Annotated in this window: 16 protein-coding genes and 1 pseudogene; 10 read left to right on the forward strand and 7 right to left on the reverse strand. The window is 34.1% G+C overall.

All coding sequences use genetic code 11. From position 1 onward, the window contains the following. Positions 1–86 precede the first annotated feature (86 nt). The 7 genes from serC to ES675_RS08520 all read left to right on the forward strand — a co-directional run bounded on the left by serC (position 87) and on the right by ES675_RS08520 (position 6593). Positions 87–1148, forward strand: a complete 1062-nt coding sequence (serC, locus tag ES675_RS08490; protein WP_066248134.1) for a 3-phosphoserine/phosphohydroxythreonine transaminase — start codon at positions 87–89, stop codon at positions 1146–1148. A gap of 73 nt (positions 1149–1221) precedes the next feature. Continuing rightward, complete coding sequence (locus ES675_RS08495) at positions 1222–2184, forward strand: D-2-hydroxyacid dehydrogenase (protein WP_066248087.1); 963 nt, start codon at positions 1222–1224, stop codon at positions 2182–2184. Positions 2185–2237: 53 nt separating this feature from the next. After that, the gene (locus ES675_RS08500) at positions 2238–2876 is read left to right on the forward strand and encodes a DUF937 domain-containing protein (RefSeq protein ID WP_066248089.1); all 639 of its coding nucleotides are present in this window, start codon (positions 2238–2240) and stop codon (positions 2874–2876) included. A 118-nt stretch (positions 2877–2994) separates the two neighbouring features. Continuing rightward, entirely contained in the window at positions 2995–3423 is a 429-nt protein-coding gene (locus ES675_RS08505) for a DUF6146 family protein (protein ID WP_066248091.1), read from the forward strand. Between the two features lie 26 nt (positions 3424–3449). Next, complete coding sequence (locus ES675_RS08510; RefSeq protein ID WP_066248093.1) at positions 3450–3944, forward strand: DUF6787 family protein; 495 nt, start codon at positions 3450–3452, stop codon at positions 3942–3944. Then, positions 3944–4276, forward strand: coding sequence for a hypothetical protein (locus tag ES675_RS08515; RefSeq protein WP_066248095.1), 333 nt, complete (start codon positions 3944–3946; stop codon positions 4274–4276). The genes ES675_RS08510 and ES675_RS08515 overlap by 1 nt, the downstream gene beginning before the upstream one ends. A 40-nt stretch (positions 4277–4316) precedes the next feature. Beyond that, complete coding sequence (locus tag ES675_RS08520; RefSeq protein WP_066248097.1) at positions 4317–6593, forward strand: TonB-dependent receptor; 2277 nt, start codon at positions 4317–4319, stop codon at positions 6591–6593. An 18-nt stretch (positions 6594–6611) separates the two neighbouring features. On the opposite strand, the gene ES675_RS08525 is transcribed toward ES675_RS08520, so the two are convergent. Then, on the reverse strand, positions 6612–6923 hold the full coding sequence (locus tag ES675_RS08525; protein ID WP_148367369.1) for a hypothetical protein: 312 nt from the start codon (positions 6921–6923) through the stop codon (positions 6612–6614). Positions 6924–7200: 277 nt separating this feature from the next. Here ES675_RS08525 and ES675_RS08530 point away from each other — a divergent pair, with 277 nt between their 5' ends. The 3 genes from ES675_RS08530 to ES675_RS08540 all read left to right on the forward strand — a co-directional run bounded on the left by ES675_RS08530 (position 7201) and on the right by ES675_RS08540 (position 12145). Beyond that, complete coding sequence (locus ES675_RS08530) at positions 7201–9636, forward strand: DUF5916 domain-containing protein (protein ID WP_066257116.1); 2436 nt, start codon at positions 7201–7203, stop codon at positions 9634–9636. Positions 9637–9684: 48 nt separating this feature from the next. Continuing rightward, a complete protein-coding gene (locus ES675_RS08535) occupies positions 9685–10353 on the forward strand; it encodes an ABC transporter ATP-binding protein (RefSeq protein ID WP_066257120.1) in 669 nt (222 codons plus the stop codon). A gap of 88 nt (positions 10354–10441) precedes the next feature. Further along, positions 10442–12145 carry an LIC_10190 family membrane protein gene (locus tag ES675_RS08540; RefSeq protein WP_148367370.1) on the forward strand — a complete coding sequence of 568 codons (1704 nt, stop codon included), beginning with the start codon at positions 10442–10444 and terminating at the stop codon, positions 12143–12145. Between the two features lie 10 nt (positions 12146–12155). Here the strand turns inward: ES675_RS08540 and ES675_RS08545 are convergent, their stop codons facing one another. From ES675_RS08545 to ES675_RS08570, 6 genes and pseudogenes are all read right to left on the reverse strand, one after another. Further along, positions 12156–12890 carry a flavodoxin family protein gene (locus ES675_RS08545; protein ID WP_066257125.1) on the reverse strand — a complete coding sequence of 245 codons (735 nt, stop codon included), beginning with the start codon at positions 12888–12890 and terminating at the stop codon, positions 12156–12158. Between the two features lie 433 nt (positions 12891–13323). Further along, a pseudogene (locus tag ES675_RS16615) lies at positions 13324–13488 on the reverse strand (tyrosine/phenylalanine carboxypeptidase domain-containing protein); the annotation flags it as partial. Positions 13489–13621: 133 nt separating this feature from the next. Next, positions 13622–13798, reverse strand: a complete 177-nt coding sequence (locus tag ES675_RS16745) for a hypothetical protein (RefSeq protein WP_449374886.1) — start codon at positions 13796–13798, stop codon at positions 13622–13624. A gap of 171 nt (positions 13799–13969) precedes the next feature. Further along, positions 13970–15289, reverse strand: coding sequence for a dicarboxylate/amino acid:cation symporter (locus ES675_RS08560; protein ID WP_148367372.1), 1320 nt, complete (start codon positions 15287–15289; stop codon positions 13970–13972). A gap of 124 nt (positions 15290–15413) precedes the next feature. Then, a complete protein-coding gene (gene aroC, locus ES675_RS08565; protein ID WP_066257144.1) occupies positions 15414–16472 on the reverse strand; it encodes a chorismate synthase in 1059 nt (352 codons plus the stop codon). Positions 16473–16597: 125 nt separating this feature from the next. After that, complete coding sequence (locus tag ES675_RS08570; RefSeq protein ID WP_082986021.1) at positions 16598–19450, reverse strand: FAD-binding and (Fe-S)-binding domain-containing protein; 2853 nt, start codon at positions 19448–19450, stop codon at positions 16598–16600. Positions 19451–19482: the final 32 nt, after the last annotated feature.

Consider the following 19482-nt stretch of genomic DNA (forward strand, 5'->3'; position numbering starts at 1 on the left):
TTGTAGCAATCACAGATTATATTAATTTCCGACTTCCTTTGGAAACACTGAAGGTAGTAAACGGAGATAACAAACTATATTTTTCCATGAAAAGACATAATTTTAGTGCAGGACCTTGCATATTACCGAAAGAAGTGATGCTAAAAGCATCAGAAGCTATTTTAGATTTTGATAATGGTTTATCATTAATCGAAATTTCCCACAGAAGTAAACCCTTTGTGGATGTTATGGAAAAAGCACGTGCTTTGGCTTTGGAATTACTCGGTTTAGAAGGTAAAGGTTACAAAGCTTTGTTTCTTCAAGGAGGCGCTAGTACACAGTTTTTAATGGTAGCTTTAAATCTACTTGAAAAACGTGCAGGCTATTTAAATACAGGAACTTGGGCGGATAAAGCTATTCAAGAAGCACGTATTTATGATGATGTTTATGAAGTTGCTTCATCCAAGGATGCCAACTTCAACTTTATTCCAAAAGGTTACGATATTCCAACAGATTATGATTATTTCCATTGCACATCCAACAACACCATTTTTGGAACGCAAATGAAATCCTTTCCAGATTGTGATATTCCGATGGTTTGTGATATGAGTAGTGATATTTTTTCACGCAAATTAGATTTTACCAAATTCGATTTAATTTATGCTGGTGCTCAAAAAAATATGGGTCCTGCTGGAACGACATTAGTAGTGGTTCGTGAAGATATATTAGGAAAAGTATCTCGTAAAATTCCATCTATTATGGATTATAAAGTTCACATTGGTAAAAGTAGCATGTTTAACACACCTCCCGTTTTTGCCGTCTACACATCCATGTTAACTATGGAATGGCTTAAAAATTTAGGTGGTATTCCAGCTATTGAAAAAGAAAACAACAAAAAAGCACAATTAATTTATAGTGAAATCGACTTAAACCCATTGTTTAAAGGTTATGCCATGAAGGAAGATCGTTCAAAAATGAATGCAACTTTCAATTTAACCAACGAAGATTTAAAAGAAACTTTTGAAACCATGTTGGACGAAGAAGGTATTAACGGTCTTAATGGTCACAGAAGTGTTGGTGGATATCGCGCATCTATGTACAATGCCATGCCATTAGATAGTGTTGGTGTTTTAGTGGATATTATGAGCGAGCTGGAACGTAAGGCGTAACAGTCAAATAAAATAACAAATTGTATTTAATTAAAAGCTCTCTTGTTTTTGGGAGCAAAAATCAAGTTTTTAAATGAAAGTATTAGCAAACGATGGTGTTTCACAAACTGGTATAGAAGCATTAGAGGAAGCGGGTTATGAAGTGTTAACAACAACAGTTGCCCAAGAACAATTAGCAAATTATATCAACCAAAATAACATAGCTGTGTTATTAGTTCGTAGTGCTACAACGGTACGCCAGGATTTAATAGATAGCTGTCCATCATTAAAAATTATTGGTCGTGGTGGTGTTGGAATGGATAATATTGATGTGGAATATGCACGTAGTAAAAATATCCATGTCATTAACACACCAGATGCTTCATCGCACTCGGTTGCAGAACTTGTTTTTGCTCACTTATTTGGAGGCGTCCGTTTTTTACATGACTCCAACAGGAATATGCCATTGGATGGTGATTCCCAGTTTAAATCTTTAAAGAAAAACTACGCTAAAGGCGTGGAACTTCGTGGCAAAACATTAGGTATTATTGGTTTTGGTCGTATTGGTCGTCAAGTTGCTAAAATAGCACTTGGTATTGGTATGAAAGTCATTGCTAGCGATAAATATGTTGGCAAAGCAACTATAAAAGTGCAGTTTTATAATGGTCAATTTATAAATGTAGAAATTAAAACGAAACCGACGGAAGAAATTTTAAAACAAGCCGATTTTATTTCGCTACATGTTCCCGCTCAAAAAGAATATGTTATCAGTGAGAAAGAATTTAACATCATGAAAGATGGTGTTGGAATTATTAATGCCGCTCGAGGTGGTGTTGTAGATGAAGTAGCTTTAGTCAAGGCTTTAGAGTCTGGCAAGGTAGCCTTTGCTGGTTTAGATACCTTTGAGGAAGAACCATCACCTGCAATTCAAGTTTTGATGAATGGAAGAATATCATTAACACCTCATATTGGGGCTGCAACTAATGAAGCACAAGATAGAATTGGAACCGAACTTGCTTCGCAGATTATCAGCATATTAAAGACAGAAAAACAATAAATATTTAAAGTTTTTACTACCTTGAAGCCCTAACATTTTAAAATATAAAAAGCATGGCAGGAATATTAGATTTATTAAATAGTGATATGGGTAAAACCATAATAAGTGGTGTTGCCGGACAATCCAAACAATCGGAAAGTAAAACACAAGATGTTTTAACCATGGCTTTACCAGTACTTATGCAAGCTATGAAACGCAATGCTGCTACGCCTCAAGGTGCTGAAGGATTATTAGGTGCATTAAATAATAGCAAACATGATGGTAGTATTCTAGATAATCTTGGTGGTCTTTTCTCTGGTGGTGTTGATGATTCTGTGACTAATGAAGGCGATAAAATATTAAATCACGTTTTAGGTAGTAAAAAAGCCAATGTAGAAAATGCTATAGGCGCCAGAGCTGGAATTGACGCAGGATCTGTAGCCCAAATCCTTAAAGTAGCTGCACCAATTCTGATGGGTGTTTTAGGCAAACAAACTAGAGAGCAAAATGTAAATAACTCCTCTGGTATTGAAGGTTTATTAGGAGGCTTGTTAAGCGGAAACTCTAAAGATAATGAACAAAGCTTTTTAGAATCTATTTTAGATGCTGATGGTGACGGAAGTATTATTGATGATGTTGCCGGAATGGTTTTAAATAGTGGTAAAAAGAAAGGTGGACTTGGCGGACTGCTAGGTGGCCTTTTTGGAAAATAAAAAATCAAACATATTATTCAATAAGAAGTCAGGCCATAACGGTCTGACTTTTTTTTTAAAATGCAATTGAACCGCCTGTAAGTTCTTTAAATTTTGTATTTTTAAGAAAAGAAGATTTATGAAATCGCTATGTAGCATCCTTATAACACTCTGTTTATTTGCTAGTTGTAAAACGCCTGAAACAGTTGGTAATGTTTCAGAAACGGCAATAACAGAAACTCAAGACACCATAAAGCTTGTTAATGAGGAATTGGAGTATGAAGTCATTATCATAGAGGCTGGATTTGATTCTTGGATGGCTAGACGTGCTAAACCTAGAAGTTTTTATACGCAGTCTTTTTTAGAGGCAAAAAACATACAGTATGTTACAGAATGGAATAATCGCGTTGTATCCTCGCGTTATAACAACAATTTATACGGAATGAGCATCAATTATCAACAGGGTACTGATTATGGCCTTGAACTTAATTATTTACTCTACCACTATTTTGTTTTTTTTCAAGAGAAGTATAAACAGAAATTATCCTCGCATAATCCTCAATTTTAAAGTATCTTTGCAGCCAAATTTGAGGTATGAAAAAATTCAAAGAAACTTGGGAAATTCAACATAACTGGCAGCTTTTATTTCCTGCTTTAGGAATTATTGGACTTCTATATTCTTGTTTCAGACTTGCTAATATTTTGCCTTTATCTGAAATTCTACTGATACAATTCGTCTATTCCATTATCTTGTTTGTCCTTCTCTTGAAAATAACATTATGGCTTTTTACAAAACTTGAAAATCGTTGGGAAGTTACATACAGATGGGAAATTATTCGCATATTCATTGTATTTGCAGTAACTGGAAGCTCATCATTATTAGTCGGGCGACCAATAATTGCTTTCTTGGGAATTACTAAAGAAAACTTAAACCCATTGCTCTACTGGATTTTATTCATTATTATTGGGCTTATTTTCTATCAAATCCTGTTAGTTACATTTGGTTGGCTATTCGGACAGTTTAAATTTTTCTGGGAATTTGAAAAGAAAATGCTCAAACGATTCGGTTTAAAACGCTTTTTAGATTAGTGCAAGAACTAAAGAAACATATCATTTTTAAAGGATTTACAGTACTTTTAGTATTGGCTATCCTCTTACCTGCTGCTGTAAAAGTTGCTCATGTTTTTGAAAACCATAAACATGAAACCTGTATTGATAAGTCAACAACTCATTTCCATGCGCTAGATTTAGAATGTGAATTTTACAAATTTAAATTAACCAATCATTTTTTTCATATTCCTGAAAACTTCAATGTTTTAGAGGTCATCGAGAATCATGAGATCTCTACTTCACAATACTTTTTTTTAAGCCCTTACCAACAACTTCATTTTTCACTTCGTGGACCTCCTGTATTTAGTTAATATCTAATTTTTTTTATTATTAACTATTTATACATAACACATGAAAACAATTTTAAATCTGTTGTTTTTGTCCATGGCCTCATTAGCTATCGGTCAAAACAGCATTAATGGCATCGTTACAGATGCTGAAACAGACGAAGGTCTACCATTCGTAAATATATATTTTCCACAATTAGAAAAAGGAACAACCACGGACTTTGATGGTAATTTCAATCTTGAAAATTTACCAGCGGGAACATATTCATTAGTCTATTCCTTTGTAGGATATGGAACAAAATCTATGAATTTAGTAATTCCTACAACTGAAACTATTTCATTAACACTATCCAGTTCAGCTATTGAAATGGAAGCTGTAATTATATCCACACCTTTCCATAAGCTTCAAAGTGATAATGTAATGAAAGTGGAACGCCAAACGATTAAAGAATTGAAAGCTTCAGGAGCGGTAACGCTCGGTGAAGGCATATCCAACATTGCAGGTGTTGAAGGTGTTAGCACAGGATTAGGCATTACAAAACCTGTAATTCGAGGTTTGAGCTCAAACCGTGTTTTAGTTTATACGCAAGGAGTGCGTTTAGAAAACCAGCAATTTGGTGATGAACACGGACTTGGATTGAGCGATGCTGGTGTGGAAAGTATTGAAGTCATTAAAGGCCCTGCTTCCCTACTCTATGGTAGTGATGCGCTTGGTGGTGTTTTATATATTAATCCTGAAAAATTCGCGCAAGAAAATTCAAATAATGCAGATTTTGGCGGAACCTATTTCGCCAATACTCAAGGTTATAGTACAAGTGCTGGTTATAAAGCATCAGGGGAAGCGTTTAAGGTTTTATTCAGAGGAAGTGTTACAGAACATGCAGATTACAATACCGCTGATTATCGGGTTACAAATACGCGTTTCAAAGAACAGGACTTCAAGGCTGGAGTTGGCTATCAATCCACTAATTTTAAAACAGATTTTCGTTATAATATCAATCATTCCAAAATAGGAATTCCAGAAGAAATTGGCGAACAATCGACTAATAAAACCCCTTTATTGCCATATCAGGAATTAACCAATCATATATTTAGTTCGCGTTCCACCGTATTTTTTAATAATTCCAAATTAGAATTCAATTTAGGATACATCTATAATGATCGTAAAGAGTTTGAAGATGAACATGACCATGAAGATGAAATTCATGATGATGAACATGAAGAGCATGAAGAACATGATGATCATGATGAACATGATGACTATGAAGAGGAACATCACGATGAACACGAAGCATTATTTCCTGCGCTTCAAATGAAATTAAAAACAGCCAATTATGATGTTAAATACCATTTACCTATTATGGGTAAATTTGAAACTATTGTTGGTATCCAAGGTATGAACCAGATAAACACCAATTATGGTGAGGAAATATTAATTCCAGATGCCGTTACTAATGATTTTGGCATTTTGGCCATGTCACATATTCATTTTGAAAAATTCGATTTACAATTAGGTGCTCGATATGACAACCGTTGGCTTCAAATTAATAACAGCATCAATAAAACTTTCAATAGTTTTAATGGAGCTTTTGGTGTAAAAACGAATCTTACTAAAAATATTACCGCGCGTTTAAATTTAGCAACAGGTTTTAGAGCTCCCAATTTAGCTGAATTAACTTCAGATGGTGTTCACCACGGAACCAATAGGTATGAAATTGGTAATATTGATTTAAATACTGAACAAAATTTTCAAACAGATTTAGCTTTAGAGTTTAAAAACAAACATATTGAGTTTTTTGTTAATGGTTTTTATAATCACATCAATGATTATATCTATTTATCTCCCGATGGTACTATTATAAATAATGAGCCAGTTTATAACTATGATCAAGATAATGCCGCGCTTTATGGTGGAGAAATAGGTATGCATTTTCATCCACATCCAATACATTGGTTGCATTATGAAAGTAGTTTTGAAACGGTAACTGGAAAGCTAGATTCTGGCAGTTATTTACCATTAATTCCTGCTAATAGTTTGAGTAATACGATTCGCGTGGAACTCGATTTAAAACCGATCACTAATTCATATGTTTTTGTGAAACTTAGATCGGTTTTCAATCAAGGAAATGTAAGTACTTTTGAAACAACTACTGACGGTTATAATTTGTTAAGTGCTGGCTTTGGTGGTAACGTTCAATTATTTAACAATGATTTATCTATTACCATTTCAGGAACAAATCTAACGGATAAAACCTATATAAATCATCTATCCCGTCTGAAACCAGATGGTATTTATAATATGGGCAGAAATTTCAGTATAGGTCTCACCTATTCTTTATAAACTAAAAAAAAAGAGTGATTATTTAATCACTCTTTTTTTTTCTTCTTCTATTAATTCTATTGATTTTTCGTCTTTAGACAAATAAAAGGTGTAAAACCACATAATTGAAAATGATGGAATAATATCAACAAAAGGCAGGGCTTCTTCAACAAAAGAGAAAGCCGCTGCAATTTTACCTTTTCTACCAGCATACATTTTACTCATTAAATAAGCTGATAATGGTGCCCAAACAAAATCAAAAGGCGGAAATATGTAAGACACATATCCCATGGCATCAAAAAACAAACCGACTAGCAGTTTTTTTGATTTACTTAATTTTTCTAAACTCATATATTATTTACTAATTCTATTTTTATAAATGCAAATAGTATTCCAAAAAATAGTACACATAAAATATCAGCCTTTTAACGAATCCTTCTGATTCATTTGTTTTATTAAAAAAGCAGTAAAATAAAGACTAGAAACATAAATAAGTCATAATTAAAACCTTGTTTTTAACGTTTAATTATGATTCTTTTTTAATTAAGCCCTTTAGATTTGCAGCCAAAGTGTAACAACTTTATTTTTTTATAGTCTATAAAACTTTAAAACCAACCAAAAAAACCACATGAAAAATAGGCTGTTTCTTCTAGTATTCTCATTTTGCTATGTAATCTCGTTAGCTCAAGAGAAGAAAACCTTAAATATAACGCGAACAACCGCAGCACCAAAAATTGATGGTAATCTGGATGATGAATCATGGAAAAATGTAGAAGAAGCAAAAGATTTCATTCAGTTTGACCCAGAAATGGGCATCCAAGAAACACATGAAACCCGTACAGTTGTTAAAATAACCTATGACGATGATGCCATTTATGTAGGTGCTTATTTATATGATAATCCAAAAGATATTATGCGCCAATTAACCCGTCGTGATGATTTTGGTCAATCTGATTTTTTCGGATTTATTTTAAACCCAAATAACGACGGACAAAACAATACTGAATTTTTTGTTTTCAGCTCTGGAGTTCAAGCAGATGCTATTGAATCGCCAGGAATTGGCGAGGATTTTGGATGGAATGCCGTTTGGGAAAGTGCTGTAGAAATTGTAGACGATGGCTGGATTGTTGAAATGAAAATACCTTACAGAACCTTGCGTTTTTCAAATCAAGAAGTCCCAACTTGGGGTTTACAAATCCATAGACATTATCGAAGAAATCGTTCGCAGTTCACATGGAACCCAATTGATGTTACTAAAGGAAATGTTGGGATCTATAATGGTCAATTAAAAGGTTTAACCAATTTAGATCCGCCAACAAGACTTACATTCTATCCGTTTATATCAGGCATAGTTAACACCTATGATGGTGACACAGAGACACAGTTCAACGCCGGAATGGATTTAAAATATGGTATCACCGAAAACTTTACGTTGGATGCCACATTAATACCAGATTTCAGTCAAGCTGGTTTTGATCGCGTGGAATTAAATCTAGGCCCTTTTGAACAAACATTTTCTGAACAACGTCAATTTTTCACGGAAGGTGTGGATCTTTTTACCAAAGGCGATTTATTTTTCTCTCGTCGTGTTGGAAATGAGCCTTCAGGTTCGGTATCATTAGGACCAAATGAGGAAGTTCAAGATTATCCAAGTCAAACAAAGGTTTTAAATGCACTAAAAGTATCAGGAAGAACAAAAAATGGCTTGGGAGTTGGAATTTTTAATGCTATTACTGAAAAAACATATGCTAAAATCAACAATTTAGACACCTATACTAGACGTGATGAATTAGTGGAACCACTTGCTAATTATAATATTTTAGTGGTAGATCAGCAATTTAATCAAAACTCATCTGTCAGTTTAATAAATACCAACGTTACTAGAAATGGTCATTTTCGAGATGCAAATGTTACTGGGCTTTTAGCTGATTTAACCACCAAGAAGAACACCTATAACATGGAAGCCGAATTAAAAATGAGTAATGTTAATTTGGAGTCCGGTACTGAAACAGGGTATAGTTATAAGTTAGAATTAGCCAAAGTTTTTGGGAATTGGCAGTATTGGATTGGACATGAATTTGCTGATGACACTTATGATATAAACGATTTAGGACTTCAATTTAGAAATAATTTTAGCAATTTTGGTGTTGAAGCGTCTTATCGCACTTTTGAACCTACAAGTAATTTCCTCAGGTATAATTTTAATACATGGATAGATTATAACCGTTTATCAAACCCGAGTACGTATACAGGAAGTACTGTGGGTGTTTCCTTTTCTGCTCAATTAAAAAGTCTACACGGTTTTGGTGGTAATGTAAATTTACAACCAGGAAAACAATACGATTATTTTGAGCCTCGAGCAGAAGGACGCTATTTTATATATGAAAACCGGATAAATGGTAATGTTTGGATTTCTTCAAATTACAATAAAAAGTTTGCTATTGATGCTAATATTGGAGGTGCTACGTTTTTTGAAGATGGCAGAGAAACCAACAATATTTGGTTTGGCATTAGTCCGCGCGTAAAATTAAACGATAAATTATTACTTATTTATTCTATTGATTATGATAAAATTAATGGCGATCGTGGTTATGCAGATAGTACAGCGGATGCTATTATTTTCGGAAATCGGGATCAAAAAACAATGGTAAATAGTATTGCGGGTTCTTATAGTTTTAATCCTTTTCATTCACTAAATCTAACATTTAGAAATTATTGGAGTACCGTTCTTTATGATGATAACATCTATGTACTAGAAGAGAATGGCCGTTTATTGGAAACAGACGTTTCCTTTGAAGACACAGGATTAGATGATCCTAATATTAATTTTAGTACTTGGAATTTAGATCTAAGTTATTCATGGCAATTTGCTCCTGGAAGCTTTTTAACAGCTTTATATAGAAATCAATTATTTAATTACGATTCAGAAGCAGCACTTAACTTTACAAACAATTTTGATAGACTTCTAAAACAGCCTATTCAAAATTCATTTTCACTAAAAATTCAATACTTTATTGATTACAATAATGTGAAGAAAATATTCAACAAGAAATCAAATTCATAATTGTAAAGCGTTATTTAAAGTATTACATTGCTTGTTCATTATATAGCAATGATTTCAGCAAAAAATATTCATAAATACTACGAAGATTTACACGTTTTAAAAGGTGTTGATTTACATATTAAAGCAGGAGAAATAGTTTCTATTGTTGGTGCGTCAGGTGCAGGAAAAACAACGCTTCTCCAAATTTTAGGCACACTGGATAAACCGTCAAAAAAAGAAGATTTCACCTTTGCTATTAACAACACAGATATCAGTAGTTTATCTGAAAAAGGATTAGCAAAATTTCGAAATGAAGAAATTGGATTCATCTTTCAATTTCACCAATTATTACCAGAATTTACTGCCATTGAAAATGTATGCATTCCGGCTTACATTAAAAAAACTAATAAAGCAGCTGCCGAAAAACGCGCAACCGAATTATTAGACTTTTTAGGACTAAAAGATCGTGCGCAACATAAACCCAATGAGCTTTCTGGCGGTGAGCAGCAACGTGTAGCAGTAGCTCGTGCATTAATTAATAATCCAAAAATAATTTTTGCTGATGAACCATCAGGAAACTTAGATAGCGAATCGGCTGAAAACTTACATAATTTGTTTTTTAAATTACGCGACGAATTTGGACAAACCTTCGTTATTGTTACACATAATGAAGAATTGGCTAACATGGCAGACCGTAAATTAACCATGATTGATGGACGGATTGTGAGTGGTCATTAAAAATGTATCTGTCATTTTAATAAATACAACTTGCCAAAATGCCATTTTTATAATAAGTTTATAATGTACTAAACCGTTTCTCTTAAACATGCTATTAATACTCCTTTCGTGGATTTACATCATTTTCACCAGTATGGTTTTTGGTATAAGTTTGAATCGAGTTTTAAAAATAACATCTTGTAATGCAATCATTACCATTTTTCATGGTTTATTTGGCATCATGCTTTTTACTGGTTTTTGGGCCATTGGATTTCCTGTCAATGCTTATTTCCATGTTGTTTTACTATTAATAACCTGCATGTTATTCGGTCTGATCCGTAAATTTATAAAGTCCTTTTTACCGAATTTCGTTTTTGAATTTAAAAGCCTATCCGTTTTTTTTAAGAGTTTATTAGCAGTAATTACAATCCTCATATTAGCACAATGTGCTTCTGCTCCATTTTTAGTTGATAATGAAACGTATTATATTCAAACCATTGCATGGCTCAATGACTACGGTTTTGTAAAAGGGTTGGTGAATTTACATTTATTTTTAGGACAAACTTCCGGTTGGCATATTTTACAAAGTGCTTATAGCTTCAACTTTTTAACTGATTCTCTCAACGATTTAAGCGGATTGGCCTTACTCATAACAAATGTTTACGCCATCCTTAAAATAAACATCTATTATAAATCGGACAATCTCAACAAGATATATTTGTTTATAGGATTATTACCTATTGCAAACCTCCTACTCTTTCAATTTATTAGTGCACCATCGCCAGATTTGGCCATTTATGTGCTTTCGGTAATTGTTTTTTATCAATTTATTACTACGTATGGCGAATACCAAAAAGATGTGTTTCTATCCCTCATCCTATTAACAGGATTTATGGTGTGTATTAAACTCACAGCTTTACCATTTATACTATTCCCGCTTACTATTTATGCGAAATTTTATAAGCAAACACGATTATTAAACTTCAGTATATTTTCGATACTAGGAATTTCAGGCTGCTTGTTAATCATTAAAAATGCAATCATTACCGGAAATCCATTGCATCCTTTTTTAGGGCTTGATAGCCTTAAATTAGACTGGCATCTTCCTGAAACTATTGCAATCTATTTTAAAGATTATGGTTTGGCCTATGGTTATCAAATGACACCTGAAATTTTTGCCGAAACATCTTTTATAGAGCGCATGAAGCACTGGCTATTTGCCCCTGGAATTCATGGCATATTTAATAAAGCACTAGTAATTCTTTTAGTTGCCTTACCATTTATCATTAAAAAATGGTTTCACCAAAAAGGCTATTGGGTTTTCTATATCATGCTTGTTGCTACAATGATAATTTTATGGAACACATCACCACAATACCGCTTCTTTTTACCATTTATATTGATATCAGGTTTGATGATTTTAAGTGTTTTTAATTTAAAGAAGAATGCTATTAAAACCATATTTATTTTCAGTACTATTTTGGTTTTTATTGCTGTTTTTATTCCGATAAACAAACAAGTTTTAACAGATACTACACAACACCAACAAACTTCTATATTTAAAATAGATTATGTTCTAATGCCACATAATAACAGTAAATTTCCAGTTGAATATGACCTTAAAGTGATGGGGAACACAACTATTAATACGCCAAAAAATACGAGTTTTTTCTGGGAAACAGGTAGTACGCCAATACCAGCTGTTAGCAACCCACAATTAAACTATTTTAAGAACAACTTTTCAGTTGAACCACAGTTGCGAACCGAGCATCTTGAAGATGGTTTCTACAGTCAAATAATTTTAGACAAATAAATTAGAGTAACTAGCGATATTCTGGATTTTCAAAATCCCAACGTGTTCCATCATCCCAATCTTCGCGAGAGTTTCCATAATTAGGATATCCATTTTGTGCTTTCAACATAGTGGCTAAATGCAACAAATTATAGGTCATAAATGTCGTATTTCTATTGGTGAAATCGCTATCAAAACCAACTGGTGGATTTATTTTTTTATCTTTCCATTTTGTATCTCCATAACTTGGACCTGGTCCTACTTCGCCTATCCAGCCACAATCTGCTTGTGGCGGAATGGAATATCCCACATGTTGCATGGCGTATAAAATACCCATAGCACAATGTTTTACGCCATCTTCATTACCTGTAATCATGCAACCACCAACCTTTCCGTAAAAAATATATTGACCTTTGTCGTTGGTTTTACTACTCATGGCATATAATCGCTCAATGAGTTTTTGCGCTTCTGATGATTTTTCTCCCAACCAAATTGGCGTTCCAATAATAAGAATATCAGCATCCATCACTTTTTTAAATAATTCTGGCCAAACATCGGTTTCCCACCCATGCTCTGTCATATCGGGATAAATACCAACAGCAACATTTTCATCAATAAAACGAATAACTTCCGTTTTCACGCCTTCTTTATCCATGATGGTTTTAGAAACATTGATCAGTGTTTCTGTATGGCTTTTTTGAGGAAACTTTTTCAAAGTGCAATTAATAAATAAGGCTTTTAAACCCTTGAAATCTGATTTTTTCATACTAAATAGTTTTTTTAAAAAGATACAAAATGTTTTGGAATTCTAATCTAAAGCGTTGTTTTACGCATTGAAACGTCCCAATCACGCATTCTCATTAGAATACGTCTGAAATAACAAATAACTTGTTGTGTATCAAGAAACCTTAAAGAATTTAGTTAGTTTGAGCCTAATTTCTGTTAATTAGGAACGAATCAAATTCTTAAAAATGTGAGAGTCTACGCATTTTTAAGTGTTGGCAAAAAGTTAACAGACTGAAAATTCTTTAAGGTTTTTATTTTAAGCTATTTAGAATAAAATCAATCGTTGTGTTCGTGTTTTTATTTGTTTTAAAGGAATCCGTATAATGGTTGGAGGTAACAGCTAATCCTAATTTTTACAATCTGTAAATAGCATCTGAATATTCCATTATTACCTTTCCTGTTAATGACACATCTCAATCACCATCATTTTGAGTGTATTGATAGACCTTTTTTAATCCAGACAAATACAAATGATCTTTAGTAAAACCACCACCTCTGAAAACGTGCAATGTAATGGTGAATGCAATATCGCGTTGCACTTTATATTGGTTATGAAGCAAATCAAATGTATTAGCAAAACTGTAGCCTTTTGCCTACGAATCGGCTGCAATAACACGATAAGCCAATTTTTTTAAACGTTTCATGGTAATCCACCATCTAAAACAGCTACATTATGTAATAAAGACATCATCCTTAACCGAGTCTAAAAAATTAAGCATAAATAGTATCTAAAGGTAGATTTGCGCGAAAGAAAAGAGTGTCAAAACCAGCAAGTGGAAGCATTTCTTCACGTAATACTGCTTTTTCACAAAAAGCTTTTAAGTAAGCAGGCACTTTTTCCATTCGGTTAATAACTGTACAAAAAGCATTCGTAACGCTATTACGAATTGTTAAATTTACAGGTGAACATAGTGCAACACCATGACCACCCTTTACACATTCTTAAATCAAGGCGAGACTGGTATCATTTTCTGGGTCTATATTTTCCCATGGATACATAAAAAAACAATCATTCATGAGCGATACTCTGAATTAATTATTAAAAATAAGGAAGTAAATTTATTTTACTTCCTTATTTTTTTTAGCATAATTATCATCCCAATTTTTAACTTTTGGATCACCAAGTTTCCCGACAGATTTAGCAACTATCATAGAAACAGCTGCATCACCAGTAATATTTACTGTGGTTCGGCACATATCAAGTGGTCTATCTACTGCGAAAATTAGGGCCAATCCTGCCTCTGGAATTCCAGCTTGTGCTAAAACAATTACAAGCATTACCATTCCTGCTCCAGGTACAGCAGCACTACCAATTGAGGCTAAGGTTGCTGTTGCAATAATCCCTAATTGCACACCAAAACTTAAATCCATACCAAAGGCTTGTGCAATAAAAACGGCTGCAACGGCCTGATATAAACTAGTACCATCCATGTTGATGGTTGCGCCAATAGGCAACACAAAACTGGTAACTTCTTCATCAACACCCAAGTGTTCTTCCACACGCTCCATCGTTACAGGTAAGGTAGCTGCACTACTACTGGTTGAAAAACCTAATAATTGTGCAGGCGCTATTCCATTAAAGAAAAATTTCGGTGTTCTTTTGGTTATAACATAAACTAAAACGGCATAAACCGCCATCATAAGCGCTAAACCTAAAACCACGCAAAATGCATACCAGCCAAGGGCTTTAAACAAATCGGCACTCGGCGCCTCTACAACTAAAGCTGCTAATAATGCAAAAACACCATAAGGCGCTGCGAGCATTATTAAATCAATGAGCTTGAGAATCACCTCGTTAAAACTATCAAAAAATTGTTTTACAGGTGCTGATTTTTCTTCAGGAATTAATATCAATCCGAGTCCAAATAGAATAGCAAAGAAAATAACTTGTAGCATATTGCCATTATCACTAGCAGCTAGAAAAATATTGCTGGGCACTAAATCCTCCAAAGCTTGCAAAGGTCCTGCATTTTTTTGCTTTTGAGCATCCGCAATTTTACCTTCAGCATCAGACTTATAACTTTCTACGAGTTCGGTTCGGGTTTCTTCAGAAATAGATTTACCAGGTTGAATGATGTTCACCACAGCTAAACCTATTGATACGGCAATTAGCGTCGTAACAATATAAATCCCAATGGTTCTACCTCCCATTTTTGATAACTTGGAAATATCCTTTAAATCAGAAACACCTTTTATTAAAGATGCCAATATTAAAGGAACCGCAATAAGTTTCAATAAATTGATAAAAATTGTTCCGAAAGGTTTTACCCAATCCGTTATTATTTGGCTTCCAAATTCGAATTTGGACATAATTAAGGCGAAAGCAACACCTAAAACCATTCCGAGTATAATTTGCCAATGTAATGCGAGTTTCTTCATGTGTTTCTTTATATTATTTTTTTATGGTCACATGCTGTTCGCTATTAGTCATTGATTTGAGTAATAACGCTTTTAGCATGCTCGTTTCATAAATCGTTAATCTAAATCGTTATAGTTTACTGTATTAATATACTTTATTTAATAAGAAATAATCGGCTAACACCAATGCTGCCATAGCTTCAACAATAGGTACAGCTCTTGGAACAACACAGGGGTCATGGCGTCCTTTTCCCTGCATATCTACCAATTCACCATTTGAATTTAAAGCTTCTTGCTTCTGAATAACCGTTGCTACTGGTTTGAATGCCACACGGAAATAAATATCCATGCCATTGCTAATACCACCTTGAATGCCACCAGATAAGTTCGTTTTTGTAGAACCATCCGCATTAAATAAATCGTTATGTTCGGTACCTGTCATTTTAGCACCACAAAATCCACTACCATATTCAAAACCTTTAACGGCATTTATGGACAACATGGCTTTTCCTAGTTCGGCATGAAGTTTGTCAAAAACAGGTTCTCCCAGGCCAATCGGCACATTTTGTAATACACACGTCACGGTTCCTCCTATGGTATTACCTTCTTTTCGGATGGCTTTAATTTTATTAATCATACGTTCTGCCGTTTCTGCATCTGGACAACGAATGACATTGGATTCAATTTTCGAAAAATCTAAATCCTGATATGGTTTTTCTAAAAATATATTTCCTACAGATGATGTATAAGCATGAATTTTAACCGATTTCAAAACTTGTTTAGCCAAAGCTCCAGCCACTACTCGAGAAGCGGTTTCACGCGCTGAACTCCTTCCACCACCACGATAATCACGTATACCATATTTTTTATCATACGTATAATCGGCATGACTTGGGCGGTACACATCTTTGATATGTGAGTAATCTTTAGATTTCTGATTTGCGTTTTGAATGTTGAAACCAATTGGCGTTCCTGTTGTTTTACCTTCAAAAATCCCAGATAGAAATTCAACCGTATCGGGTTCTTTACGTTGGGTGACAATTTCAGATTGGCCGGGTTTTCGCCTGTTTAATTCTAGCTGAATGGCGTCAAAATCGACTTCCAATCCAGGAGGACAACCATCAATAATTCCACCGATGGCTATGCCATGCGACTCGCCAAATGTTGTTAATTTAAATAAATTTCCGAAGGAATTTCCTGCCATACAACCAATTTTTGTAGCTAATGTAATTGTATTATCACAGAAACAAAAATGGATTTTTAATTAGCTTCCAAATTTATTTTCTTTTTTATAAAGAAAATACAATCAACTCTTTAAAAATAAACAACTTACAGCAAAGCCTGTTTCAATATTGTAACTGGATGTAATGCCACGCGATTCGTACCATCTTTGATTTGATGTCTGCAACTGGTGCCATTGGCTGAAATAATAGTTTTTTCTGTAGCTTTTCTAACAGCCGGAAAAAGTGTCTGCTCACCTATTTGCATACTCACTTCATAATGTTCGGTTTCATAACCAAAACTTCCTGCCATGCCGCAACATCCACTAGGAATGATTGTCACACGATAGTTTTTAGGCAAATTCAACATATCAAAACTTGTTTTTTGATTACTTAAAGCCTTTTGATGGCAATGTCCATGAAACTTAATTATTTTAGAATCGGTAGTAAATTGGCCAGGTTTGATGTTTCCTAATATGATTTCATTTTGAAGAAACTCTTCAATTAAAAAGCAATTTTTAGCGAGTTTTTTGGCTGCACCTTTATTATCTACTAATTTGATATATTCATCGCGAAAAGTTAAAATAGCCGATGGCTCAATGCCGATTAAAGGTGTTGTTTCTGAAATAACTTCAGAAAAAATAGACACGTTTTTATTAGCGACTTTTTTTGCTTGTTCTAAAAATCCTTTAGATAAAAATGCACGACCTGATTCGTCGTGTTTTATAAACTTCACATCGTAATTTAAAGCGTGTAAAAGATGCAATGCGTCTTGACCAATTTCGGAATCCAGATGGTTAGTAAACTCATCAATAAAGAAATAAATGGTTTTTATTTTATGAAGCTCATTTCCTTCTTTTAAAGTATTTTGAATATATTTATTTAAACTAATACTTGAAATTAAGGGCAGACTTCTTTTAGGTGCTATGCCTACTGCTTTTTTAATAATAGTACTTGTTACTTCATTTGAAAACATAAAATTAGTAACACCCGGAAAACGACTTCCATAGGCATTCAATTTATTGTTATACGCGAATAGTTTAGTCCGTAAACTACTTCCATTTTCCTTCTGATATTGATACTCAAATTCCGCTTTTAAACTCGCCACATCTACACTGCTTGGACATTCACTTGCGCATGCTTTACAACTCACACATAAATCGAAAACATCCTTTAATTCATCATGATTAAACCTGTTCGCTTTATTGGAAGTCGTTAAAAACTCACGTAAAGCATTGGCTCGTGCTCGGGTGGTATCTTTTTCATTCCTGGTAGCACGATAACTCGGACACATGGTTCCGCCAAATTCAGGTAGTTTTCTACAATCGCCTGATCCATTGCACTTTTCGGCTTCCCGTAAGATTCCTAATGATGCTGAAAAATCTAAAATGGTTTCAATTTCAGGTTCTACTCTTTCAGGTTGATAGCGTAAGTTTTCATCCATGGGAAACGCATCGACTATTTTACCAGGATTTAATATATTTTCTGGGTCAAAAGCAGATTTAATACGTTTTAAAATTTCATAATTTTTGTCACCAATCATGAGAGGGATAAATTCAGCTCTCACAATACCATCACCATGTTCGCCACTCATGGAGCCTTGATATGACTTAACAAGCTTGGCTACATCTGTGGTTATTTTTCGGAATAAAACAACGTCTTCCTTTTGCTTTAAATTTAAAATAGGTCGCAAATGCAACTCACCTGCCCCAGCATGGGCATAATAAATCGCCTTTTGGTTATAGCTGGTCATGAGCTTGGTAAAATCTGAAATATAATGTGCTAAATCAGGTATGGCCACGGCGGTGTCTTCAATACAGGCTGCCGATTTTTTATCACCAATCATGTTTCCCAATAGTCCCAATCCAGCTTTTCGTAATTCCATGGCTTGGTTAATAGCATCACCTTGAAGCACCACTTGTGCATAACATAATTGCAAATTAGTAATAGCTTCTTGGAGATTTTGGATTTGCTGTTTTAAGTCAGGCTCTGAATGGGCTCTCACTTCACACATTAAAATAGCTTCTGGATCACCTTCAACAAATTGTCTGTTTTCCTGTTGGGTTTTATTGTGTTTGGTTAAATCTAGAATGGTTTTATCCATCATTTCGCAAGTATGCAAATCATGGTGCATAACGGTTTCAACGGATTGTAAACAGGATTCAATAGACTCAAAATGTAAACATATTAAGGCAGATTCTTTTGGTGGTAATTCGTCTAAATACAATGTTATTTCAGTCGTGAATGCTAAAGTTCCTTCGCTTCCAGATAACAGTTGACACATATTGAAGCGCTTATCTGAAAATGAAAAAACATCAGATTCAATTAATTTATCAATAGCATAACCTGTATTTCTACGATGAATTTCTGGTTTTGGAAATTCTTTTATAATTTCAGTTTGAACAGTTTCCGGAGCAAGTTCCCGATAAATTGTTTTATAAATGTGTCCTTCCAATGTTGGCTGAAGTGCTTTTATATGAAATTCTTCCTTTGAAATTTCTGAAAAAACAGCATCACTCCCATCACTTAAAATAACGTGAAGATTTTTAACCTTATCTCGTGTAACACCATATTGAATGGACGTAGTTCCTGATGAATTATTGCCAACCATGCCACCAATCATACACCGATTTGATGTGGACGTATTTGGTCCGAAAAACAAGCCGTAAGGTTTTAGATAATTATTTAACACATCACGAACAACGCCAGGTTGAACCGTTATGGTTTTTTCAGTTTCGTTAAAACTTAAAATCTGATTAAAATGTTTGGACACATCAACTACAATGCCCGTTCCCACACATTGTCCTGCTAAAGACGTTCCAGCAGTTCTGGGGATTAAAGATGTTTGATGTTTTTTAGCAAACTGAATAAGCGTTTTAAGGTCTTCATTATCTTTCGGATACGCCACAGCAAGCGGCAACATTCTATAAACCGATGCATCGGTTGCATATAATGATTTCATTAAATCATCAAAAAATAATTCACCTTTTAAAG

The organism is Algorimicrobium algoritergicola (assembly GCF_008086165.1).
Lineage (GTDB): Bacteria > Bacteroidota > Bacteroidia > Flavobacteriales > Flavobacteriaceae > Algorimicrobium > Algorimicrobium algoritergicola.